This window comes from Psychroflexus lacisalsi (assembly GCF_020164495.1).
In the GTDB taxonomy this organism is placed as follows: Bacteria; Bacteroidota; Bacteroidia; order Flavobacteriales; family Flavobacteriaceae; genus Psychroflexus; species Psychroflexus lacisalsi.
This window is the reverse complement of record NZ_JAIQYZ010000001.1, coordinates 14,176-38,691: the sequence shown is the minus strand read 5'-3', so window position 1 is coordinate 38,691 and position 24,516 is coordinate 14,176. Positions and strand designations below refer to the sequence as shown.

Sequence of the window (24,516 nt, the reverse complement as noted above, 5' to 3'; positions counted from 1 at the left end):
GAATTTAATCCAGTTAGAATTTTGATTTGAATTCCTATTAATGACTGAGTACATTTAAAATTAGTTGAGCTCCATTTGCAACTGAATCAATTTATGGTACAATCCATTTTCTTTTTCTAAAAGATCAGCGTGAGTTCCTTTTTCAATAATCTCTCCGTCTTCTAAAACTAAAATCTGCTCTGCATTTTTAATGGTGGATAAACGATGAGCAATTACAAAAGAAGTTCTGCCTTTCATCAACTTATCTAAAGCCTCCTGGACTAATTTTTCAGATTCTGAATCCAGTGAGCTCGTCGCTTCGTCGAGAATCAAAATCACAGGGTTTTTCAACACTGCCCTGGCAATCGCCACACGCTGACGCTGTCCTCCAGAAAGTTGAACGCCACGTTCACCAACAATGGTTTCGTACTGCTCTGGAAAAGACATGATAAAGTCGTGAGCATTGGCTTTTTTGGCTGCTTCCAATATTTCTTCATGAGTTGCTTCAGGTTTTCCATAAGCAATATTTTCTTTTATCGTGCCGCCAAAGAGTAAAATATCTTGAGGAACAATCGCCATCTGGCTTCTTAAATCGTGCAATGTAAATTCTGAAGCTGGTACATCATCAAGTAACATCTGTCCATCCTGAGGCTCGTAAAATCTTAAAATCAATGACGCAATAGTAGATTTTCCCGCACCACTAGGGCCAACTATAGCAACAGTTTCGCCTTCTTTGGCCTCAAAGCTTATGTTTTTTAATACCGTGAGTTCTGGTCGGGTAGGATAGGCAAATTTTAAATTCTTGAAACTCAGTTTACCGTGAATAGGTTGAGGTGTTGAGTTTTCTATAATCACTTCAGGCTCTTCGTCTATCAAATCAAAAACACGTTCTGTAGCGCCTATCGCTTTTTGAATTTGCGCGTATTGGATTGGTAATCCCCCAATAGATGCACCAACGAATATCGTATAAAGAATAAAAGTGATCAATTCAGACTGGGTCAATTCACCAATATTCTGAAGTTTGACAGCATACCACACTAAAAGTACGATAGCCCCGAAAATACAGAAAATGATAAATGATGAAAAAGCGCCACGCGCTAATCCTCCTTTGATGGCAATTTTCTTGATATCGTTGACAGCAAATTTGTACCTCAGCATTTCAAAAGCTTCGTTGGTAAAGGCTTTTACATTGGCAATGCCTTGTAAACTTTCCCCTACGATGGTATTGGAATCGGCTACTTTATCCTGAGCTTCCTTAGATAATTTTTTGATGAATTTCCCAAAAAACACAGCGACTATAGCGAAGATGGGAATGGTAGCCAACATCAAGAGAGACAATTTTACTGACGTAAAAAACAAAGCCGTGATTCCACCAATGACAATAATCATTTGCCTTAAAAATTCAGCAATGCCTGTGGTAAACGTATCTTGAATTTGGGAGATATCGGCGGCCACGCGACTATTCAATTCGCTGACTCTTCTAGAAGAAAAGAATTGCATTGGCATTTTTACCAAGGTGTTGTAAGTATCTTGTCTGATGGCAGAAAGCATATTCTCCGTCACATTCACAAATAGAACTACTCGGAAGAAGGAAAACACAGCTTGAGCTGTAAAGAGTCCTAGCAAAATAAGTCCCATTCTATTGATCTCATCGGCATTGAAATCTGCAGTCTCGATGAGATCGCCCATCAGTTTTGGGAAGAGCAAAGCTGTAAGACCTGTGAATCCCAGGAAAATCATACCGATGATTAACTTCCATTTGTGGGGTCCGATGTAGGAAAAAAGGCGTAAAGATTTTTTAAGGTTTTCTTTATTCAACTTTACTTTGGGAAGGTCAGATTCCTTTTTTCTCTTAGCCATTCTAAAAATTTTCTTCTTTTATAAAGCTGCAAAGTTAACTTCAAGCTCATTACTAATCTATTAACTTAACTTAAATGTCTTAAAAATTATCGCAAAACCTTTAAGTCAGCAGTATTAAGTTCAAAAGAAATAGGACGAATAGTTAGTTCAATTTGTGATTTAATAAGGATTCAACATCAAAGATGATCACTAAGTGAGAAGACAGTAATCGTGCTCGTAAACTTTCTTACCTTTATTTTTTTAAAAAAATGAATTATGAAGAAGCTATTATTATCTCTGTGTGTGTTGTTAATTCAAGTTACGGCTTGGTCACAAATCGAAAGTGCTCCAGAAAGAACTGAAGGAGAAGGCCCATGGTCACAACTGATTATACGCGGAGTTACGCTAATCAATGGAAATGGTGCACCACCCACGGGACCAGTAGATATTGTGGTGGAGCAAAATAAAATTACTGAAATTAAAACCGTGGGATATCCTGGGGTAGAGATAAAAGAAAGCAATAGACCTCAGCTCAAATCTGGCGGCAAAGAACTCGATGCTTCCGGGATGTATCTGATGCCAGGTTTTGTAGATATGCACGGTCATATTGGTGGAGAAGCTCAGGGGACTCCAGCCGAGTATGTTTTCAAGCTTTGGATGGGACACGGAATTACCACTATACGAGATCCATCGGCTGGTAATGGACTGGACTGGGTGCTGGAACACAAAAATAAATCTGCTAAAAACGAAATCACGGCTCCCAGAATTTTGGCTTACACGGCTTTTGGACAAGGAAGTAAAACTGAAATTAGTTCTCCAGAAATGGCAAAAAAATGGGTGAAAGCAAATGCTGAAAAAGGAGCGGATGGCATCAAATTTTTTGGCGCAAGACCAGAAATTATGCAGACTGCACTTGAGGAAAATAAAAGGTTGGGATTGCGTTCGGCCATGCACCATGCTCAAATGAACGTTGCACGATGGAATGTACTAAATTCTGCGAGAGCTGGACTTACTAGCATGGAACATTGGTATGGCTTACCAGAGGCTTTGTTTACAGACAGAACTGTTCAGCATTATAAATTGGATTACAATTATAACAATGAGCAAGACCGATTTGCAGGTGCGGGTAAATTGTGGGAGCAAGCGGCTCCACCATATTCCGACAAATGGAACGAGGTCATGAATGAGTTGCTGGAACTTGATTTTACCATAGATCCTACATTTAATATTTATGAAGCTAACCGGGATTTGATGAGAACCAGCCGAGCAGAATGGCATGAGGAATACACTTTGCCTTCGCTTTGGGAATTCTACCAGCCAAGTAAAATTTCGCACGGCTCGCATTGGCATTATTGGGGAACTGAAGAAGAAACGACTTGGAGAAAAAACTACGATCTATGGATGACCTTTGTCAACGAATACAAAAACAGAGGTGGCCGAGTCACTACAGGATCTGATTCTGGATTTATATTTCAACTTTACGGTTTTGCTTATGTCCGCGAACTGGAATTGTTGAGAGAAGCTGGATTTCATCCTTTAGAAATTATGATGTCTGCGACGCTCAACGGTGCAGAAGCACTTGGTATGGAAGATAAAATCGGGACGGTTGAAGTGGGAAAACTAGCCGATTTTGTGATCGTTGAAGAAAATCCTTTGGAAAACCTGAAAGTCCTTTACGGAACGGGCGCCATCAAATTGACTGAAGAAAATGAAGTCACCCGAGTGGGCGGTGTGAAGTACACCATCAAAGATGGAATTATCTACGATGCTCAACAATTATTGGAAGATGTAAAGCAAATGGTAAAAGAAGACAAGGCAAAGTCTGGTTATGAAATCAAGCAACCGGGGAGAAAATAGAGTGTTTTTGACATCTATGTACTAAGATTTCTGTTAAATCTATCAAGATTAAAATCAGCATTTATCTATAATACTTATCACAAAATCATTTTTTAACCTTCAAAATTAAAATATCATTATTTTAATGCTTAATTTGATGTCAAATTAAAAGTCATGGGCATTAAAAGTTTTCAAGGTAAGCAAGTGGGTGAAGCCAATGTGCAAGCAGAAAAAATTACCGTTAGGGATTGTATGTCTCAAAGCATGATTCTTTTCAAAAAGAATCAAAGTATCATTGAAGTTGTGGATATGCTAATCAAATTCAGAATATCTGGCGGCCCAGTGGTCGATGACCAAAAACGAGTCATTGGGATTATTTCTGAAGGCGATTGCGTTAAGCAAATTTCTGAAAGCCGGTATTACAATATGCCCATGGAAGACACGAGTGTGGAAAAGTACATGTCCAAAGAAGTCGATGTGATGTCACCTGATATAAATCTTTTTGACGCTGCGCAATTGTTTTTAAAATCTAAAAGGCGACGTTTTCCTGTCGTAGAAGATGGAAAAATTATAGGCATTGTGAGTCAGAAAGATATTTTGAGAACGGCACTTATGCTGAAAGGATTCAGCTGGAAGCATAAATAGATGATCTTTAATTTTGAATTAAAAATTATTAATTGGTAATTGTTTACTTGCCTTCCGACTCTTGTCTACAAACTAAAAGTACATCAGTTGAGCCGTCCTGTAGGTATTGGCATGAGCATCGATGATTGTTTTGATGTCTTTGGAATAACCGCCTCCCATACTTACTTCAACAGGAATCTCATAGTTGAGGCATTGTTCAAACACAAATTCATCTCTTTTTTTGCAGCCTTCCACAGTACAACCTAATTTTCCCAATTTATCGGTACTCAAAATGTCAACACCAGAAAGAAAGAATATAAAATCTGGTTTTACTCGATCGATCAGATTTGGCAAAGTATTTTTTAAAGTTTTGAGATAAACCTCATCACCACAGTCATTTTCCAAAGGGATATCCAAATCGGACACTTCTTTTTTGAACGGGTAATTGCTTTTGCCGTGCATGGAGAAGGTAAATACCCGATCGTCATTTTGAAAAATCTCTGCCGTCCCGTTGCCCTGGTGTACATCGAGGTCGACTACAAGGATCTGTTTCGCTAATTTATTCTGAAGTAAATACTGCGCGCCAATCGCCTGATCGTTCAGCATACAAAAGGCTTCACCGTGATCGGAATAGGCGTGATGCGTACCGCCAGCAATATTCATTGCCACACCATGTTCTAATGCAAAATTGCAGGCTTTGATGGTGCCATCGGTAATGATGCGTTCGCGTTCCACCAAGACTTCCGAAAGTGGAAATCCTATTTTTCTAGCTTTTCTAGGCTCAATGGTAATGCTGTACAATTCTTTGAGGTATTCAGATGTATGTACCGACCGTATGTATTTCTCATTGTCTTCCTTAACCTCGGGCTGAAAAAAATTTTCTTGCTCACAGGTTCCTTCGTGAAGCAATTGCTTAGGTAACAAATCGTATTTCTCCATCGGAAAGCGATGACCCTCGGGCAAGGGATGTTTGTAAATAGGATGAAACGCAATTTTAAGCATAGCCAGTTTTAAGGTATTTCAAAATAAATGCTTTTGAGTTTCTTCTTAGCTCTAATGGCTTTTAAATCTTTGGTAAAATTCTGCTGGAATGAATAACTTTTCAATAGTTTCTAGAGTTTAAAAACCTATAATTTGAAGTAATATACTATCGAAATCCTATAATTCTTTATCATAAGATTTCCTGATCAATTCGGCTTTAGAATTTATTTCTAAGGTGTTATAAATATTCTTAATGTGACTCCTTACAGTATCCAGGGAAATAAACAAATCTGAAGCAATCATTTTATAACTTCTACCGTTGACAATGCCGTTCACAATATCCAATTGTCTTTTAGTAAGCTGATGAAGTTTTTTGGGAGCATAAAAATCAGCAATTTTTCTGGCGATGGCTGGTGACATATACGAGCCACCATCAGCAACTACCTCAACCGCCTCTATTATTTTATCTAGTGAACTGCGTTTGGAAACATAAGAGCAAGCGCCGGCACTTAGAGCTTTAAAAATCATGTCGGTTTCTTCAAAAGTGGTAAGGATGATCACGTCTAGATCGGGCTTCAGTATTTTAATTTCTGGCAATGCTTCCACACCGCTTTTACCAGGAAGTTGAATGTCAAGAAGTAAAATAAATTCGGTTTTAATTTCATCTTTAAGCCAGCCTGAAAAATCTTCAGTGCTTCCAAATGTTTTCAAAACCTGAACAGATTGATGTAACCCAAAAAAAGTCACTAAACTATCTAAAACCGCAGGATCATCTTCAACAATGATTATGTTAATTTCGTTTTGCAACTTTTCCTTTTTTATAGGGATTAAGTTATAGATTTAAAGTAAATCTGCCACCACATGAACATGTTATTTTGTTTATGTCACATTAGGTATTAAAATGCGAATTCCAAAACCATTTTCTAAATCAAACTTCAAATTGGCATTGATGTTTTCTGCTCTCATTTTCATATTGGCTAAACCTAATCCTGAAACGTGATGTAATGGTTTTGTACTGCCATTATCTTTGATGCTGAATTCACAAACCCCTTTATTGTTGATAAGCCTTACATTAACAAAATTAGCGTCAGAATGTTTAATAAGATTGTTGATGGCTTCTTTATAGATAAGATATAAATTCCTACGGCAGTTAAAATTTATCTTTTTTTGCAGATTAAGATCATCCACATCTATTTGATAAGAAATCTCTGCTGGTAGCAGAAGCTCTTCTGCCAACTCGTGCATGCGCTCAACCAAATTGCCAATAGTGTCTCTTCGACTATCAATACTCCATACCAAATCCCTCATGTGGGAAATGGTACTTCTGCTCAGGTTGGTAATTTTATGAAGTTTGCTTTTTTCATTAGGATTGGTGGCTTGCATTTCCAGCATTTCAGTTTGCATGGCCAAACCGGTCAACATCGAGCCAACGTCATCGTGTAAGTCACTTGATATTCTGGTGCGCAAGCGCTCCATTGCCAAAGCCTGGTTGAGTCGATATTTAAAAATGGAATAAATAATTCCGCTTATAAAAAGGCCCATTAATAGTATGAACCACCAGGTTTTGTAAAAAATAGGATTAACGATGATGGGAATGCTCAGCCCCGCTTTGCTTTCATTACCATTTATATCTACCCCTTTAACTTTTAGGTTGTATTCGCCGGCCGGTAATTGGTTATAACGGATGCTGTTCGCTTTGCCTTGAAAAAACCATTTATTTTCAAAACCTTCCATCATAGTATAATAAGTGTAATTATCATTATTGAAATAATCGGGAACCGACCAATCTATTTTGAGGTTGATATCATAGGGTGACAACTCAACAGGCGTTTCACTTAATCTTGTTATTTGCAAAAGCGTATCTTTACGTTGATTAAAAATTTCAAATTGAGTGAAATTTAAAGCTGGTAAAACTCTTTTTTTAGTCAAATTTTCAATGGAGAATTTGGTAATACCATTCATGCCTCCAAAATAAAATACTCCATTTGTTGACTTGTAAGCCGAAGGGTAATTGAATTCATTATGTGAAATACCATCTTTATCAAAGTAATTTTGAATATCGTTGGTTGCCATATTGATTCGGCTTAAGCCGTTGTAGGTGGCTGCTATAATTTCTTTATCATTTGCTGACAATATGGAAACCACATTGTTGTCACAGAGCCCATTTTGAGTATTTATAGTGCGAATGCTGTTTCGATTTAAATCCAATACATCAAGGCCGCCGCCAAAAGTTCCTACCAATAAAAATTCCTTGAATTCTAAAAGCGATAACACCGAGTTTTTACTGATGGAAGGAGTGGATTGAATATCATATCTCTCTACCACTTTGCCTTTAAGATTGAGCTTTAATACGCCAAGGCTTTTAGTGCCAACCCAGATGATGTTGGGGTCAGCTTTACTCTGAAAAAGCGTTTTGATGATATCATCAACTTCAGGTTTAGTCTTAAAAACAGGAGCAAAAAGTTTGGTTTCAGAATCAACACGAATTAATTTTGACAACATATACCCCATCAATAATGTACCATCATTTAATTGAATAATTGGATTCGGTTTCGTCTCATTTATAAATGGACTAAATTCGTCGTGAAGAATTAATCTATTGGTATTAAAATCGATTTCAATTAGGTAATTAGTAACTGTATACGCTTTATTAGATATCGTATCTGAAACAAAAAAACGTGCATCTTTTAATCTTTCGTAAGCATTTGGTATTGGCAATATAGTTGCACTGCCTGAAGGATTAATTCTGTATAATTGATTTTCAGTTTCGCACATAGCAGCTACATCTCCACTCCTTAGAGGGAAAATACTTCTAAAACTTAGCCCCCAATCCTCTGCGTTATTGTGGGCTAGCTTTTCGAAATTTTGAGGTTCCAACATTACCTTTACAAGTCCATTATTGGTGCCCAACCATAAAAGATTAGATAGGTCTACATAAATATGATTAATGTGAGAAAAGTCTATAATTTTTGCAATTTCAGAAGTGTAATCAAAGATATTTCCTGAAGTATTCAAATAAAATAATTCTTTTTCTCCTGTGAACCAGATGCCACCATCTTTATCTTCAACTGCGTTATAGAAAACGCCTTCGTGTGTTATGAGTTGGTGACTAAATTCTAAATTTTGATAAACCCCAACACCTTTCTGGCTTTCTGAAAAGTAATAATGTTGATTTTTAGCATTAAAGAAAGATTTCCCATAATGAATTGTATATCCATACCAGTTGTAAGTATCTAAAATTTTGCTTTTTACAACATGGCCTTCCTGATTGATGACTGTCAACCCATGATTGATGGTTGTCCAACAAATAATATTGGTTCCTGAAACCGTAACAGAAGTAAATCCGGTGCTTTCCCGCTCTAATGATTTAATTAAGCGAAAAGTCTTTCCATCATATTTGATGAGGTGCTGTGCTTTTTTATTTTTGGGATTAGGATCGTCTGTAACAATCCACAAATTGTTTTTTTTATCAAAGACCATATCCAATACTTCACCCTTCATTGCTTTTTCAAGACCTTCAATGGATTTCAATTTTTCGGTCTCTAGATTTAAAGCAAACAATTTATGATTAGCAATAAACCAAAGTGTATGACCTGAACTTTGATATTCTAATTTCAGTATCTCTTCAAAGGGAATAAAGTAGGGATTATTTTTACCGCTATTAAAAAGCTTGAATGTATTCCCATCATATTTTGCAAGGCCCTGACTCGTGCCAAACCACATAAATCCTTTTGCATCTTGAGCAATGCTATTGACATGTCTGAAATTTAATCCGGAATCTGTCGTAAGCTTTTCTATTTGGATGGAGTTTTGAGCTGAAATTGGGATGGCAAGACAAAACAGGCAAGAAACTAAAACCCTAAATAAAGCCCTGACTATCAAAGTAGTAAGATTTATATTATCAAATGTATAACATTTCTATAACACCACATCAATATGTGGTTGACAGCTGCTAGAATCTTACTTTAATTGCTTTAATTCTATTGTTCTGAATTACAATCGATTAAAACTCAATTTTATGAAAGCATTTACAAATTATGTGTTTTGCATTCTATGGTGATCTACTTTGTTTGGTCTAATCCTGTATTTCATCTTTTTGGTTTTTAATGTTCCAATTTGGATGTATGTGTACAATGATTTTGTACTTATCCACCAAGTGCCAACTGATGGTTCGTATGCAGGTTGGTAAACATTTAATGGTATTCTAAACCTAGATTTCGAGTTTTATAAAATTACACATTCACCTTTACTAGTTTATTTGCCTGAGCTAATAATTTCTGAATCTAAGGAATTATCAGCTGAGAGTTTTTTTAATTATAAATCATCTAATTTTTTTGTGAATAACATAAGTCGATCAAGCTTAATCATCTTTTTATAAAAAATTACTTTAATAATAACATTTTATTAACAACCACATCAATATGTGATTGACAGCTCTTCAAATCTTATCTACTTTGCTTTAAACTTTTAAAACAACAAACGATGAAAAAATTACTGATTATTTTATTGGTCTTACCACTTATGGCTTTTGCGCAAGAGGTAGAAGAACGTATTATGACCATGACGCAATTCAAAATTAAGCAAGGTCATACTTCCCAGTTTAAAGACGGGGTTAAGAAATATAAAGAATGTTACACAGCGGACCAGGGAGAAAATGAATGGAATTTCTGGTCTAGAATGCAGGGCGAAGGGACTGTATATGGAGTTACAGGATTTATGGACAAATGGGCAGAAATGGATGAAACCGATGAAGCCGGAAAAGATTGTTATTCTATTGTCATGAATTTCATAATGCCCCATGTAGAAACAATAACTAATGACATGGCCAAGACATTACCAGATTGGAGCAGAAAAAATGCCCCCACAGCACAGGCTAAACTGGCTTGGGTTACTTATTATAAAGTAGATAACGGAGGTAATTTTTCTGATGTCATAAAAGAAGTTACCTCTACAATGAAAGAGGTTGAGGGAGATTCTAGAGCATACTGGTATAGTGTTATTGGTGGGGATATAGATAATGCAGATTATATGGTGTCTTCTACTTATAATAGCTATGCAGAATTGGATGTTAAAAGGGATACTCCTTACGAAATGTACGTTAAAGCAAGAGGCGAAGACAAGGCCAAAGAAATATCTGATATATGGGAGTCTGCTGGGGTTAAGTCATGGTCTTACATATGGGAACACCAACCGGAACTATCTAACTAATCTTTATGAATGTTTTGATTAGCCAAAAGCCAGATAAGTCTTAAAAGAACTTATCTGACCTTTTTGATTTTAATCATAGGAATATTTGATAATAAATTAAAATAAACACCGAATTAAGTAACCTTTAAAACACTTTATATCATGAAAACAATTGACAAAATTTTTAAAACACTACTTATACTACTAGTCAGCACGGCATTTTTGAGTGCGCAAAACGTCCAACACTACAGAGTTCATGTAGATCACGTATACCCCTCAAATTCAGAAGCCTACGAAAAAATTTCCGAAAGACTGGCAAACCTGGCCGAAGAAAATCAGGAAGAAGACAGTTGGAATGTTTTATGGACCAACGACAACAAGGTGTTCAGCATCACTCCTGTAAGCGGCTGGGAAGATTTAGGCAAAGAATTTCTGCCTAAAACAAGGGCAAAAATAGGTGATGAAAAATTTGGTGAAATCTTTCAGGAATTTGATAAGCACTATGACGACCACCAAGATTACATCATTACGCTTAGCAACAATCATTCCTATATGCCTGACGGAATGACCACCACACCGGCAGGGAAAAACTACAGAAAAAATATGGTGATGTTTCACAAGGCAAGAGACCAAGAAAAAGTAGCTGAAATTGCAGAAAAATTCAAGAACCTTTATACTGAAAAAGGATCAAAGTCCCACTACCGCGTTTATTTCAGCGGTTTTGGAAATGAAGAATCTTACATAATGGTTGCAAGTGCTGCTTCAAGTGCTATGGAATTTGAAAAACAAGCCGAAGAGAACAGAAAACTCTTGGGTAAGGATTCAAAAAAATTATGGGATGAATTAATGCAATATGTTACCAAAATCGAATACACCGAAGGAAATATGATGCCAGCCCTTTCCTATGTTCCGACTAAATAAAGAGAGATGATTCCTTTAAAAATATATGTATTAATGTTTGCTGCTGCACTCCTTTTACCCAAGGGAGTGCAGGCGCAACTAACAAAAAATGAAAGGACCATGAAACACATATATGAAATGGTTCAAAAAAACAGCACCACTTCTGGAGAGATAAAAGCTCTCACACCCAAGGTAAAGTGGGACAAATTCAAAAACGATCAAGAGATCGATGAAAGATACACCATTACTTTCATAGCAATTATGAAGAACAAATGGCATAGCCTCGAATTTAATGATCTCGCCTTCCTGAGTGAAAGAAACAACACGGTTATAGTTAGCGGTAAGGTCTCAGGGAAAGAGCCCGCAGAATGTGAATATATAAGCAACACCTTTAAACATTCCTGGACTTTACAGGATGAGAAAATTATTGGTTTTTCAGAACACTAGTTTTAAAATAAAAAGGCTAATAATAATAAGACTTGGAATGGTCCAACTGGCATTATGTAATCATCAAGAACAATGCTATATCCGGTAATCATAGTAAGTCAAGGCCTGTGAAAACGAAAAGATGAAGCCATAGCATCACATCATTAAGACACGGAAAAATTACCAATAATGTAGTCAAAAAAAAGTATCCATTGCTCAGGTTATATAAACAAAGAAGATGCAGCAATGTTCTCCTGGGTTGTAGAAGATGAAGAGTAAGAAATGGTAGTGAATATGTCATTCCTTTTCTCCGCAATGCACAATTTGTTGACAGAATAATGCTGAAATAGATACGAATTCACTCAAAGTTGAACGAGAAGATTAAGATACTGAAAGTGAAATTACTGCTAAATATGAAGACTCTTAAAAGAAGACTTTCATGAGCACTAGGCTAAATTCAAAATGAGATCAAATGGAAACATCACAATCAAAACCCGAATATTTTTTACTCCGTCCAGAAATTGAAAAAGCTTATGGGTATTCACATGCGGTTAAAATTGGGAACCATATTAAAATTTCTGGGGCTGTGAGCATGGATGATGAGGGTAATCCAACTGCGGTTGGAGACTTCCTACAGCAGATGAAAAACTGTTACACTGATTTAGACAACATTCTGAAACATTTCAATTGCACGTTTGATGATGTGGTGAAAGAAGATGTATTCACCACCAATATGCCTTTGTTTTTAGAACACGCGGGCTATCGAACTGAAATTTATAAAACTCATTTCCCTACGGGTTCCTGGCTGGGTGTAAAAGAACTGGCCCTGCCTGAATTACTGATTGAAATTGAGTTGGACGTGTATAAAGTATAAAAATCAATTAAAAAAATAATTATGGAATTGAAAGTTATTGGCTTTGGTCTAGGCAGAACAGGAACCTATTCACTAAAAACAGCCTTGGGACAACTACAACTCGGTCCTTGTCACCACATGGAGCTCGTGGCTCAAAACATGCCTGTTCACGTGCCATTATGGAATGAGGTGTTGAAGAATCCTACCAACTTTAAAGCAGTCTATAAAGATATGCAGAGCGCAGTTGATTGGCCCACCGCAGCCTTTTACAAAGAACTGTACAAGCATTATCGAAATGCTAAGTTTATTTTAACTCACCGCAGCAAAGAGTCATGGGCAGAAAGCTTTGGATCCACGATCTACAAGTTGCTTAGCGACCGTAAAAATGCACCTGCACCTATGCAGGAATGGCTCAATATGGCGGTGAAGGTGATTGAAAAATCGGGTTTTTCAATGGGCCTTGATTACGACGAACTAGCTGAAAGATATGAAGCACATAATAAAGCGGTTCGGCAGTTAATTCCAGCAGAGCAACTATTGGTATATCAGGTAAAGGAAGGATGGGAACCTTTGTGCAAGTTTCTAAATGTAGAAACACCCTCAACGGAATTTCCCCACACCAATAACAGGGAGGAATTCTGGGATATAGTGAAAGGCGCCACCGAACCAAATGCTTGATACTGCGAAATAATAGAAAGTTATAAAAATCTTTACCACCATCACCTAAAAATTGACATTACCTGAGTTACAAATTGAAATTGAACTTTATAAAAAAAATAAACATATGAAAGTATCAGCATTTGCAGCCAAAGGACCACACGAAAAATTAGAAGCCTTCTCTTACGAAATGGGAGCGCTCGGCGCAGAACAAGTCGATGTGAAAGTCCTCAATTGTGGCATTTGCCATTCAGACCTCAGCATGATGAACAACGACTGGGGAATGACCACCTACCCTATCGTTCCCGGGCATGAAGTGGTCGGTGAAGTAATAGCTGCTGGTAATGCAGTTAAAAACATAAAAGTTGGAGACAAAGTAGGAGTTGGCTGGTATTCTGCTTCCTGTATGTCATGTCACGAGTGTATGGATGGGTCCCACCACCTCTGCTCCAGTGTAGAGTTCACCATCGGGGGTCGACATGGTGGTTTTGCAGATTATGTGCGCAGTCACTGGTCGTGGACCATCCCCTTACCCGAAGGAATCAATCTGGCAAAAGCAGGACCTCTGCTTTGCGGAGGCATCACAGTCTTTAATCCTATTATGATTGCAGGGGTAAAAGCCACCGATAAGGTAGGGGTTATAGGAATTGGAGGTTTAGGTCATATGGCGCTCAAGTTTCTCAATAAATGGGGATGTGAAATCGTCGCTTTTAGCTCTAGTCCAAGTAAAAAAGAATCTATTTTGGCCATGGGAGCAACCCAGGTGATAGATTCAACTAAACCAGAAGAATTGGAGAAAATCGCTGGCACTTTAAATTTTATTCTAAATACGACCAACGTCACCTTGGATTGGAATGCCTATTTAGTGGCGCTGGCTCCAAAAGGCAAATTTCACAATGTTGGAGCAGTCTTGGAGCCTATGGCTATTCCGGCTTTTACTTTAATTATGGGAGATAAATCAGTTACTGGTAGTCCACTCGGTAGTCCTGCATTGACCAAAACCATGCTAGAATTTTGTGTACGCCATGATATCTACCCCATTACAGAAGAGTTCCCCATGGCAAAAGTGAATGAAGCTTTAGAACATTTAAAGTCAGGGAAAGCCCGTTACAGGATTGTATTGAAAAACTAATAACCTGGTTAGTATAATGAATCAAAAAGACATTGGAAATATGGATTTACAAATCAAAGGAAAAAATGCCGTCATTACAGGAGGTAGCAAGGGCATCGGCAGAAGTATTGCTTTGCATCTTGCCGAAGAAGGAGTTAATGTCGCTATTTGTGCCCGTGGTAAAGACGCCTTAAAAAAGACTGAAAAAGAATTGCTTAAAAAAGGCGTAAAAGTGATTGCACTCAAATGCGATATTGGAAACACCAAGCAATTAGACACCTTCCTTGATAAAGTAAAAGACCAATTCGGAAACATCGATATTTTGGTGAATAATGTTTCAGCCTTGAGTTTAGGAGATGACTATAGAGACTGGGAAACTTCCATCAATGTAGATCTTTTAGGTAGCGTTAAAGCAACCAGAAAAGTCATTCCCTGGATGCTTGATGCCGGCCAAGGTAGCATTCTGTTTATTTCATCAGGTTCCGGTCTGGAGGCAGGCTCGCCGCCAGCTTATGCTGCCGTAAAAGCAGCGCTTATCAGTTATTCTAAAACCATGGCTATTCAATTGGCGCCAAAGAACATAAGGGTAAATACTCTCGCTCCGGGATCAGTAGAGTTTCCAGATGGATTGTGGGAATTAACTAAAACCCAAAACCCACCTTTTTATAACAAGATACTTAACACAATTCCGTCAGGAAGATTAGGCAAACCAGATGAAGTAGGCAAAGTTGCCACATTCATAGTGTCGCCTTGTGCCAGTTGGGTGACAGGCACTTGTCTTGCTGTAGATGGTGGTCAACACAAAGCGAATTTATAAAATATTCTAACCTCAAAAACCAGTAAAAATGAAAACAATGAAAAAACAATTACCTGTATTATTAATGCTTTTGGTCTTCATTACTTCCTGCAACCAAGACAAAAGATATACTCAACAATCCGCGGAAATAGCCACTTATAAGAAAGTGATCAGTGCCTATGAAAATCAAGATTGGAAAGAATTTGCCACGCATTACGCCGATACGGCAATGATTTATAACAATAAAACAAAAGATAAAGGTCAAAGCGTAATACAATTCATCGAAACCAATAAACAAGATGCTACACTATTTTCATCATGGAAGTACGTAGATGAAGATTCAGAGTATGAAATGGTAGTGACCGACAAAGGTGAAACTTGGGTGAATTTCTGGGGTTTATGGCAAGGCGAGCTGAAAGCTAATGGACAAACTTATGATATCCCGTCTCACATGACGGTTCAATTTGTTGATGGTAAAATTGTAAAAGAACATGGCTACTGGGACATTTCAGAACTGATGACCAGTCCACACAATGTTGCCGTGATCGACAGTCTCTACAAAGCCTTTGCTGCTGGTGATGTTCCCGCCGTAATTGGAGCTATGGATGCCAACATCGTTTGGAACGAGGCCGAAGGCAATCCCTACGCAGATAACAACCCATACATTGGCCCGGATGCGGTTTTAAATGGAGTTTTTGGCAGAGTGCTAGCCGATCACGCCTACTTCACTTTAGAAGATATCGAGTTGCACAATATGAACAATAACAAAGTGCTGGCAACCCTACGTTACGATGCCAAACACAAGACAATTGGCAGAGCTTATAACGCTCAGGTCGCTCATTTATGGACCTTAGAAAATGGGAAAATTACTGCTTTTCAGCAGTTTGTTGATACGAAGAAGCTCAATGATGCCATGACTAAGTAGTAATATTAAACAACTTAGAATTCATGATTCAAAATGAAACCGAATTAAAATTCTTGATGTGAAATGCCTGAAAAACAGTCTAAAAATGCAGGTCTTATAATTACACTATGGTCCAAAAGTGACCATTAATGGTCTGGATAATTTGAAAGGTGTCTTCCAAATGAAGAGATACAGTATATCAATTAAGATCAATTCAATTCTTGTTATAGCTCTAAACCAAATACTCGGACAACCAAAGGTCGAGAGCGTACCAGAATACATCAGATGTGTCTGGGAAGTTTAAATGCCAAAGTCACCTAGGATGTCGTAAAAGAAATCTTAGCTATCAAAGTCAGAAAAAAAGTATTTAAATCCACGTTGAGATATCATGTGAAACCTGAAGATTTTTCCAACAGAAATCTTTCACTTTCAATTACCGGTGACTATGCAAGCTTTAGAAAAAGTATTAAACAAATGCCCGCTTTTCAAATGTCTTCAAGAGGAAGACAGCGGGGAACTTCTGTCGCTGTTTCATGAAAAGAAATGGACAAAAAACACTTGTATTCTGAATTCTGAAAATCTTTCTCTCCAGGCTTACATCATACTTAAAGGAAGAGTAAAAATGTATCAGGTAGCAGCTGAGAACGGAAAAGAGATTACATTATTATTACTTCAACAAGGGGATATTTTTGATCTTTTATGTTTGTTTGACAACCAAGAACATGAAATTTTTTATGAGTGCCTGGATGAAGTAAAGGTTCTTACTATCCCCATGGAGCGTCTAAGGCAATGGCTGAAAGATCATCCTGCACAATATGCGCAGCTACTACCCTATGCAGGAAGACAAATGCGGTTGCTGGAGTCATACGTTTCTGATATTAGTTTTACAGATGTTTCAACCCGATTGTTAAAACTCCTAGTACGCAATCTTGATGACTCTTCTAATCTTAAACTTATTAATGATCTTCCGGATAAAGAAATAGCCAAGCTGATAGGCTCAACAGGAGCTGTAGTAAACCGGCATCTCCAAACACTAAAAAGGGGAGGTTGCCTTAAAACTTCACGTAACAGTCTTGAAATAAGCGATATAAAATTATTACTTAGGTTGCTAGAAATGGCGAAGAAAAACAGCCACTCTTAATTTAAATAGAACAATATCCGAAGACTTTAACATATTAATTAAGTCTTGTTCTACCCCGGTAGAATTCATCGCAGATTGCTCATATTATCTTTAAGTATTATTAATCTTAATACTTGTTAATCATGAAAAATGTAATGTTTTATTTATTTATGGTGAGCTTCCTGTTTATAGGACAAGCTCAGGAACTCAAACAGCTGGAAAAAAATTCTTTATTGCTGAAATCACTTAGACAGGGTTACTCTGCCTATTTACAAGAAACATATCCTGACGAGTTCCGGAAGGATCCAATTAAATTTTTAACATCACATGTAGACATACCAGAATTTATAGACGAATTAAAAGAACAGGGCGATGGTATTTATACAATATCCTGTAAAAGCAAAAAAGGTAGTTTGATTGTCAGGTTTAATGAAAACGGCGAAATTATCAAAGCTGTTCAAAGATTTAAAGATATTCCTATACCTCACTCTATTATTGCTGATATATACAGAGATCACAAGGGCTGGGAAGTCACCAATGTCGTCTATAGATGCATCAGTAAAAAAGACAAGCCAAACAAGCAGAGCTTTGTGGTCAAATTAAAAAAAAATAACAAGAAGAAAAAACTAAGAATCAGTCCCTCATTAGATACAAGACTTAGCAAAGTCTAAATCCAAAGATCATGAAGTCTAAAACGATAAAAGATTAAGCCGCTTTACTATATGTAAGCGGCTTAATTATTTGAAACACTTTACACCAATAAGCGAAAAATTTACTATTGAAGACAAGAACTTTTGATGGAACATATTTACACCAAACACTTTTTGCGAAAACCTCTTGAAAATGGCCTCATTTTATGCCGAAGATAGATCGCTAAATGTGAGTAATGGCAAACAGCAAAATTGCTTGAGTAGTTATAACTAGTAGAATAATCAATTGCTTTCATATTCAAATATTAAAACTTTTTTACTTCATTACTTAGCTTTCTTATCATGCTGTCAGGAAGAGGATAGAAACAAAAATCCAGGGAATCTAAACTATATTGACAAAACCAATAAAGATCCAACGACTTATATATCAATTATTTATAAACTATATTTATCAGAGTCATTAGGTATGTAATTAACAAATAACTCTACAAAGTCTCGTTTAAGTTAAATAGATGAAAGCAACCACCCAAAGAATACAGTCTTTAGACTTTCTAAAAGGTTTTGTCATTATTCTTATGGCTTTAGACCATGTGAGGGATTTTGTTCATAAAGACACCTTCTTTTTTGATCCTACGGATATCGACCAAACTAATTTTGGCTTATTTTTTACTCGTTTTATTACGCACTTTTGCGCTCCTGTTTTTGTCTTACTGGCAGGAACCTCAGCTTTTTTTGTTCAGCAAAGAATAACCAAAAATGAGTTGAGTCAGTGGCTGGTTAAACGTGGCTTATGGTTGATCGTGGTAGAAATTATCATTGTGACGTTTGGTTGGCGATTTCAGTTCAATTTTGATAGCATCCTTTTCCAGGTTATCTGGTTATTAGGCATCTCTATGGTGTTTTTGGCCTTGTTTATTCATGTTCAAAAAAAGTTAATGATTGTTCTCTGTCTGATTGTGATTTTTGGTCACAATGCTTTGGATAGTTTTACGGCGGATTCGTTTACGGGTCTTTGGACACTTTTGCATGTGCAGGGTCCAATTCAAATATCAGAGAGCATTACCGTTCTAAACGCTTACCCCCTTATCCCATGGATTTTTGTAATGCCACTAGGTTATCATCTTGGAAGGTTATATTCAAAACAATATGATGACTTAGTTAGGCGACAGTTATTAATCACCATAGGCTTAACCTCCATTGTCATCTTTTTTGTCATAAGAGGGAGCAATGTCTACGGTAATTTAACGCCCTGGATCTATTATGATGAATTCAACAAAACGTTAATGTCATTCTTTAACGTCACCAAATACCCGCCTTCATTGCTCTATTTACTCATCACCCTTGGGCCATCGTTAATTCTACTGGCATGGGCAGAACATTTTAAAGGGAAGCTTTATAATCTAATTGTGTTATTTGGTAAAGTACCTTTGTTCTTCTACATCGTACACATTTATTACATCCATGCATTGGCAATGCTAGTCGCTTATGTTACAGGCTACGATCCATCGCTTCTGATTTCTGAAATTTTTATCATTTTCGAAACAGACCTTCAGGGCTATGGCCTTTCTTTGGTTGGGGTGTATCTGATGTGGGTTTTTGTAGTAGCTACCCTGTACCCGGTATGCGTCTGGTACTGGAATTATAAGAGAACCCACCGGCATTACTGGTGGTTGAGTTATTTATAAATAAAATTAATATTTAAAATCGAATTCAATATGAAAACAAACATCATCTACCCCGTCATTATTTCACTCTTACTGATGAGTTGCGTTGATAAAGCAGAAAAATCAATTGAAGCTGAAAATCTTGAAAAATCTAGTTATTTGGATTATTCGAACAAAGCTGACCAAGCAACCGGTGGCATCAATATGATTCCTATTGAAACTGAAATAGGCACTTTTAACGTCTATACCAAACGCATGGGCAACAGTCCAACAATGCGAGTCCTTTTGCTTCACGGTGGACCAGGTGGAACCCATGAAGAATTTGGAAATTTTGAAGGTTATCTGCCAAATGAAGAGATAGAATATATTTACTATGATCAGCTTGATTCCTACTATAGCGACAAGCCTAATGATCCTTTACTCTGGACTACAGAGCATTTTGTGGAAGAAGTAGAGCAAGTGCGTAAAGCTTTAAACCTCAACAAAGACAATTTCTACTTATTAGGTCAATCTTGGGGTGGTATTTTGGCTATGGAATACGCCCTGAAATATCAGGAAAATTTAAAAGGACTCATCGTTTCTAATATGGTGGCAAGTGTTCCAGAATACAACAAATATGCTCAAGAGATTTTAGCTCCACAATTACCTGACGATGTTTTAAAGGAAATCCAAGCCATAGAAGCTAATAAAGATTACGCCAATCCGAGGTATGAAGAACTCTTGATGGAACATTTTTATACCGAACATATTTTGCGTAAACCTTTGGAGGAATGGCCGAAATCTATCCTACTTATGTTTGAACATCTAAACCCTGAAATTTACATCTATATGCAAGGGCCTAGTGAATTTGGCATTACAGATGATGCAACATTAAGTGATTGGGATGTTTCTGACAGACTAAAAGAAATTGAAATTCCAACCTTAATGTTAGGAGCAAAACACGACACTATGGATCCTGAATATATGAAATGGATGGCCACCGAAGTACAAAATGGTCGCAGTGTGATAACCAATGGAAGCCATGTGTCTCAATTTGATGACCCTGAAAACTATTTCTCAGGATTGATCACTTTTATAAGAGATGTAGACTCGGGGAAAATCAATTAAAGGAACACCAATAATGTATAAGAACAATAGCGGTTGGTGCCAAAATTTAAATTCCGCATTTATTGCTTTTATGCTCTAATGGCTTTTAAATGTCTGGTAAAATTTTCGAAATAAACTGATCCGGTTTTACCCTTTGGTCAGTTGCTTAAGCATTTTCTTTACGGTCTTGCTTAACAATTTTGGGGTTTTAGGTCCGCTTTGGTTGGTAATAATAGATATTCCAAGGTCATATTTTGGAAAAATGAAGAGCCAGTTTTGAGTTCCGCTGGTTCCTCCATGATGGTTATAGGACGTGCCATATTTATCGTTCCACACTCGCCAGAAGTAAGAAAGTTTAAAGGTGTTTCCCTCTTCATATAGCAACCGGTGAGATTCTGAGACTACAGGATTATTTTTATCCAGTTGTAATTTGGCGTAGAGCATCATATCTACAATTGTCATCTTAATTCCGCCTGCTGTTCCCCAAAGTGAATTGAACTGGCTTGGAGATTGAGAATCACTGTCCATCCAATAGCCAAGAGCTATTTTTTGCTTTTGAACTGAATCCAGCTTAATGCCGGTATTATTCAGGTCATACTTAGCAGATAGTCTTTCTTTTAATAACGCATCTATGGATTGCTGGTAGAGGGTTTCCAGGATGTGTCCTATCAATTCTCCTCCTGCATTGGAATAAGCATAATCTGTCCCTGGGTTTGTACTTATCGAAACCTCCTTTAACTCCTCCAGAAATTTTTTCTTATCGTAAGCCTTTTCCATTTCCAGGTATAAACCTGGTACACTTTCGTCTAATTTTTCGAAAACACCGTTCATTTCCAGTGGCAGGAACATGGGCATTCCGCTAGTGTGGGTGAGTAAATGTTTTATGGTAATGGGTTTCCCTTTATATTCCAGGTTTGGATACTGGCCTTGCAGATGTAACCTGATGTCGTCTTCCAATTTGAGTTTTCCATCGAGTACAGCTTCCGCCATCAGATAACCGACTATGGTTTTAGAAACAGACCCGATCTCGTAGATGGTCTCGTCATCTGGCAGAATGGTTTTCCTTTTTTCTACACTACCAAAGTGCTGGGTATAAGTATTTCCATCTTTATACACCCCTATGGATACAGAAGCAATGTTTCTATTGTTGATAAAAGAGCGGCCGCTTTTCTGGATCGTTTTTGAAATATTATCATTCCTGAAAGTGCCCTGAGAAAATGCTAGTTCACAACAACACATGGAAAAAAGAAAAGCGATGCCAAAAGAGTATTTCATGTTTTGATGATCAGCAAAATCAAATATTGATTGATTAATTTCTTAATTTAAAAATACACTTTAAACTAAGACGAAGTACAATCTCATTTTTAAGCATTACTTACCCAATTCTAAACTCACTTTCTGCTGAAACTCCTATTGCTTTGGATCTTAAAAGTCATTACAAAGCCTTAAGAAATGTATCTTAACTCATTATGCTAACGGAAACAAATTCAGAAGAAAAAAGGAGTAACAACTGACCAAAATGAATTTTTTACCTTTTTTTCCTCAAAGCAATCAATCCCAAAACAGGTCCTATGACCAGGACGGTATAAATAAAATTACTACTTGTCCAAACGCTCAACGTATTGAGAAGTTGAATGCTCACAATGGTTATGGCAAAACCGATACTGTTGACAATCGTGAGTGCAGTGCCTTTGATTTCGGCTGGTGCACTTTGAGCAACCAGTGTGGATAAGAGCGGCGAATCTGCTATAACAACCATCCCCCACAGCAGTAGAAACCCTATAAATAGAATTTCACTTTCGGTGCCCAACATCCATGGAGAAACCAAACAGCAAATACAGGATAGAAGCAAGGCTAAAAATGCTATCCGTTTTGTGCCGAGACCTTGCGACAAATAACCGCCCAAGACGCAGGATAATCCTCCGATAGCTATAACCAGAAATGATAATAATGAGACATTGAAGGTAATCTCCGGATGCGACGACTTGTAGGTTTGTAGTAAAATAGGCACAAAAGCCCAAAAGGCATATAACTCCCACATGTGGCCAAAATAGCCAAAAGCTGCAGCCCGAAAATTGCGATTGTGGAAGACTCTAAAAAAGGCTGAAAATTTTAAGTTACGACCTGCTTGCCGGTAGGGACCGTCTGGTACAAAAAGCAAAATCAACACGCCTCCCAAAACGGCTAATAGAGAAGTCACGATCATAACTGATTTCCAAAGAAATCATTCTGTCATGTCTTTTAAAAGGTGAGGGAAAGCTGTCCCAAGTACTAAAGCGCCTACCAAAAAGCTAAGGGATTTACCCAAGCCTTTTTCGTAATAATCGGCTGCTATTTTCATACCTACCGGATAAATTCCCGCGAGAAAGAAACCTGTCAGAAACCTAAAGACTAATAGGCTTGACATGGTATTGTCTTCCCAAACAATAGCCAAATTGAATCCTGCGCCAAGGATTGCAGAAAAAAAGAAGACACGAGATGGTGAAAACCGGTCTGCGATACTCAATACTGCAAAAATTAAAGTCCCAACAATAAATCCTAGCTGAACGGCGGAGGTTAAATGCCCCAAAGCGCTGGACGGTAAATTGAAGTTAACAACCAGCTCGTTCATCACAGCATTACCAGCAAACCAGAGCGATGTGCAACAAAACTGAGCAAAAACTATAACGGGGAGAATGCGTTTGGAAACTTTCACGAAGTGAAGATATCAAATGAAATAGAAGGCTTACTGCTTCTTAGGTCCAATTTTAATAAAGAATATTAGACCCAGACCTACACCCATAAAAGCTCCTGCAATAAAACCTGATCCTGTAAACTCTACATCGGTTAAAGTCATGATTAATCCAATTATGAAAAGAGCTATACCTAGAATTCTATTTTGTGTAGTGGTCATCGGAAAGGTTTTATGGATTTATAAAATCCAAATTCATTAAAACTTTGATATTTATAAAATTTGAGGCTTACCGCACTTTGGTGCGGTTGGGCTTTTGTTACAATGCTTCAGTCAAAACTAGCCTAAAACATGTTGAGCCAATACTTTTTGTACATCGTAAACATTAACGCTTTTATTGAATTTTTTAGAAATACTTGGATGTTGCTCACTGGAGATCCAAATCTTCAATTCTGCTTCCAAATCAAAAGATCCGGCAGTTTCTACACTGAATCTACTTACGCTTTTGTAACCCACCGACAGGTACTCTACCTTGCGTCCTGTAAGGCCTTGCTTGTCAACCAAAATCAAGCGTTTGCTGGTAAAAATAAAAGTATCCCTTACCAGCTTAAAACCGATTTCAATGGTCTCGTTTTCGGTCAATAACTGACCGTAGTCTTTTTCTAAATCTTGTTTGCTTACCGCTCCCGCATTACCAAGCAATGATGAAAATAATCCCATATCATCGTTTTTAAAGTTAGTTATTCAATTTACTGTTTTAAATTTTCATTTGGTACAAATCAAAATCTTTTGCCCAATAGTCTTTTTCAATATGATCTATTTTAAAACCCATTTTCTCATAAAATTTAAAAACATGCTGAGAGGTTCTTACCACAATTTCCTCAATGTGAGGAATCCTGCGTAAATGATTTATTCTAAAATGCGTCAATTCTCTGCCAATGCCCTGGCCTTGAAAGTCCGGATGAATCATTCCATAGGATAAGCAAGCTGATTTTTCTTTAGATGAGAGGTTAACCCCTCCTGAACCTATGATTTGCCTGTTGCTTTCGAAAACAAAATAATCTTCTATGTCGTGATCCAGATAGTGCACAAAGCCTTTTTCTTCAGAAGCATCAAAATATTGAGGTGTATTCAATTTGAACAGTTGAATCACTTCGATTTTATCACTCCTGTTATAAGCTCTGATCACCGTTAATCTTTAGATATTACTTTTTCTTTTGTCCTCTTGTATC

At 37.3% G+C, this 24,516-nt stretch carries 22 protein-coding genes and 1 pseudogene; 14 read left to right on the top strand and 9 right to left on the bottom strand.

Translation table 11 applies throughout. The features are described from left to right. Positions 1 to 60: 60 nt before the first annotated feature. Complete coding sequence (locus LB449_RS00195) at positions 61 to 1,839, bottom strand: ABC transporter ATP-binding protein (RefSeq protein ID WP_224453061.1); 1,779 nt, start codon at positions 1,837 to 1,839, stop codon at positions 61 to 63. Between the two features lie 255 nt (positions 1,840 to 2,094). Between LB449_RS00195 and LB449_RS00190 the strand changes: the two genes are divergently transcribed. Both LB449_RS00190 and LB449_RS00185 read left to right on the top strand, forming a co-directional pair. Further along, positions 2,095 to 3,675, top strand: coding sequence for an amidohydrolase family protein (locus LB449_RS00190; RefSeq protein ID WP_224453060.1), 1,581 nt, complete (start codon positions 2,095 to 2,097; stop codon positions 3,673 to 3,675). A 153-nt stretch (positions 3,676 to 3,828) separates the two neighbouring features. Continuing rightward, the gene (locus LB449_RS00185) at positions 3,829 to 4,299 is read left to right on the top strand and encodes a CBS domain-containing protein (RefSeq protein ID WP_224453059.1); all 471 of its coding nucleotides are present in this window, start codon (positions 3,829 to 3,831) and stop codon (positions 4,297 to 4,299) included. Positions 4,300 to 4,371: 72 nt separating this feature from the next. Here LB449_RS00185 and LB449_RS00180 read toward each other — a convergent pair whose 3' ends face one another. The 3 genes from LB449_RS00180 to LB449_RS00170 form a co-directional block, all read right to left on the bottom strand. Continuing rightward, positions 4,372 to 5,280 carry a histone deacetylase family protein gene (locus LB449_RS00180; protein WP_224453058.1) on the bottom strand — a complete coding sequence of 303 codons (909 nt, stop codon included), beginning with the start codon at positions 5,278 to 5,280 and terminating at the stop codon, positions 4,372 to 4,374. A 156-nt stretch (positions 5,281 to 5,436) separates the two neighbouring features. Then, on the bottom strand, positions 5,437 to 6,066 hold the full coding sequence (locus LB449_RS00175; RefSeq protein WP_224453057.1) for a response regulator transcription factor: 630 nt from the start codon (positions 6,064 to 6,066) through the stop codon (positions 5,437 to 5,439). A 72-nt stretch (positions 6,067 to 6,138) separates the two neighbouring features. Next, on the bottom strand, positions 6,139 to 9,141 hold the full coding sequence (locus LB449_RS00170; protein WP_224453056.1) for a ligand-binding sensor domain-containing protein: 3,003 nt from the start codon (positions 9,139 to 9,141) through the stop codon (positions 6,139 to 6,141). 600 nt (positions 9,142 to 9,741) lie between these two features. Between LB449_RS00170 and LB449_RS00165 the strand changes: the two genes are divergently transcribed. The 12 genes from LB449_RS00165 (at position 9,742) to LB449_RS00110 (ending at position 20,634) form a co-directional block, all read left to right on the top strand. Then, positions 9,742 to 10,467 carry a hypothetical protein gene (locus LB449_RS00165; protein ID WP_224453055.1) on the top strand — a complete coding sequence of 242 codons (726 nt, stop codon included), beginning with the start codon at positions 9,742 to 9,744 and terminating at the stop codon, positions 10,465 to 10,467. Between the two features lie 141 nt (positions 10,468 to 10,608). Next, entirely contained in the window at positions 10,609 to 11,367 is a 759-nt protein-coding gene (locus LB449_RS00160) for a hypothetical protein (RefSeq protein ID WP_224453054.1), read from the top strand. Between the two features lie 99 nt (positions 11,368 to 11,466). After that, a complete protein-coding gene (locus LB449_RS00155) occupies positions 11,467 to 11,793 on the top strand; it encodes a hypothetical protein (protein WP_224453053.1) in 327 nt (108 codons plus the stop codon). A gap of 451 nt (positions 11,794 to 12,244) precedes the next feature. Beyond that, the gene (locus LB449_RS00150) at positions 12,245 to 12,646 is read left to right on the top strand and encodes a RidA family protein (protein WP_224453052.1); all 402 of its coding nucleotides are present in this window, start codon (positions 12,245 to 12,247) and stop codon (positions 12,644 to 12,646) included. 21 nt (positions 12,647 to 12,667) lie between these two features. Next, positions 12,668 to 13,303, top strand: coding sequence for a sulfotransferase family protein (locus LB449_RS00145; protein WP_224453051.1), 636 nt, complete (start codon positions 12,668 to 12,670; stop codon positions 13,301 to 13,303). Between the two features lie 106 nt (positions 13,304 to 13,409). Further along, positions 13,410 to 14,414 carry an NADPH-dependent aldehyde reductase Ahr gene (ahr, locus tag LB449_RS00140; protein ID WP_224453050.1) on the top strand — a complete coding sequence of 335 codons (1,005 nt, stop codon included), beginning with the start codon at positions 13,410 to 13,412 and terminating at the stop codon, positions 14,412 to 14,414. 16 nt (positions 14,415 to 14,430) lie between these two features. Next, the gene (locus tag LB449_RS00135) at positions 14,431 to 15,210 is read left to right on the top strand and encodes an SDR family NAD(P)-dependent oxidoreductase (RefSeq protein WP_224453049.1); all 780 of its coding nucleotides are present in this window, start codon (positions 14,431 to 14,433) and stop codon (positions 15,208 to 15,210) included. 145 nt (positions 15,211 to 15,355) lie between these two features. Beyond that, a complete protein-coding gene (locus LB449_RS00130) occupies positions 15,356 to 16,114 on the top strand; it encodes a nuclear transport factor 2 family protein (RefSeq protein ID WP_317196192.1) in 759 nt (252 codons plus the stop codon). A 424-nt stretch (positions 16,115 to 16,538) separates the two neighbouring features. Beyond that, positions 16,539 to 17,234: a Crp/Fnr family transcriptional regulator gene (locus LB449_RS00125; protein ID WP_224453048.1), complete on the top strand. Its 696-nt coding sequence runs from the start codon at positions 16,539 to 16,541 to the stop codon at positions 17,232 to 17,234. Between the two features lie 134 nt (positions 17,235 to 17,368). Further along, on the top strand, positions 17,369 to 17,884 hold the full coding sequence (locus tag LB449_RS00120; protein WP_224453047.1) for a hypothetical protein: 516 nt from the start codon (positions 17,369 to 17,371) through the stop codon (positions 17,882 to 17,884). Positions 17,885 to 18,375: 491 nt separating this feature from the next. Beyond that, on the top strand, positions 18,376 to 19,548 hold the full coding sequence (locus LB449_RS00115; RefSeq protein ID WP_224453046.1) for a DUF1624 domain-containing protein: 1,173 nt from the start codon (positions 18,376 to 18,378) through the stop codon (positions 19,546 to 19,548). 30 nt (positions 19,549 to 19,578) lie between these two features. Next, complete coding sequence (locus LB449_RS00110) at positions 19,579 to 20,634, top strand: proline iminopeptidase-family hydrolase (RefSeq protein ID WP_224453045.1); 1,056 nt, start codon at positions 19,579 to 19,581, stop codon at positions 20,632 to 20,634. 126 nt (positions 20,635 to 20,760) lie between these two features. Here LB449_RS00110 and LB449_RS00105 read toward each other — a convergent pair whose 3' ends face one another. The 5 genes and pseudogenes from LB449_RS00105 to LB449_RS00085 all read right to left on the bottom strand — a co-directional run bounded on the left by LB449_RS00105 (position 20,761) and on the right by LB449_RS00085 (position 24,473). Next, positions 20,761 to 21,888: a serine hydrolase domain-containing protein gene (locus tag LB449_RS00105; RefSeq protein ID WP_224453044.1), complete on the bottom strand. Its 1,128-nt coding sequence runs from the start codon at positions 21,886 to 21,888 to the stop codon at positions 20,761 to 20,763. A gap of 253 nt (positions 21,889 to 22,141) precedes the next feature. Beyond that, positions 22,142 to 23,308: pseudogene (locus LB449_RS00100) on the bottom strand (MFS transporter). 30 nt (positions 23,309 to 23,338) lie between these two features. After that, positions 23,339 to 23,506: a hypothetical protein gene (locus tag LB449_RS00095; RefSeq protein WP_224453043.1), complete on the bottom strand. Its 168-nt coding sequence runs from the start codon at positions 23,504 to 23,506 to the stop codon at positions 23,339 to 23,341. A 117-nt stretch (positions 23,507 to 23,623) separates the two neighbouring features. Continuing rightward, positions 23,624 to 24,004: a PH domain-containing protein gene (locus tag LB449_RS00090; RefSeq protein ID WP_224453042.1), complete on the bottom strand. Its 381-nt coding sequence runs from the start codon at positions 24,002 to 24,004 to the stop codon at positions 23,624 to 23,626. 37 nt (positions 24,005 to 24,041) lie between these two features. Then, a complete protein-coding gene (locus LB449_RS00085; protein ID WP_224453041.1) occupies positions 24,042 to 24,473 on the bottom strand; it encodes a GNAT family N-acetyltransferase in 432 nt (143 codons plus the stop codon). Positions 24,474 to 24,516: the final 43 nt, after the last annotated feature.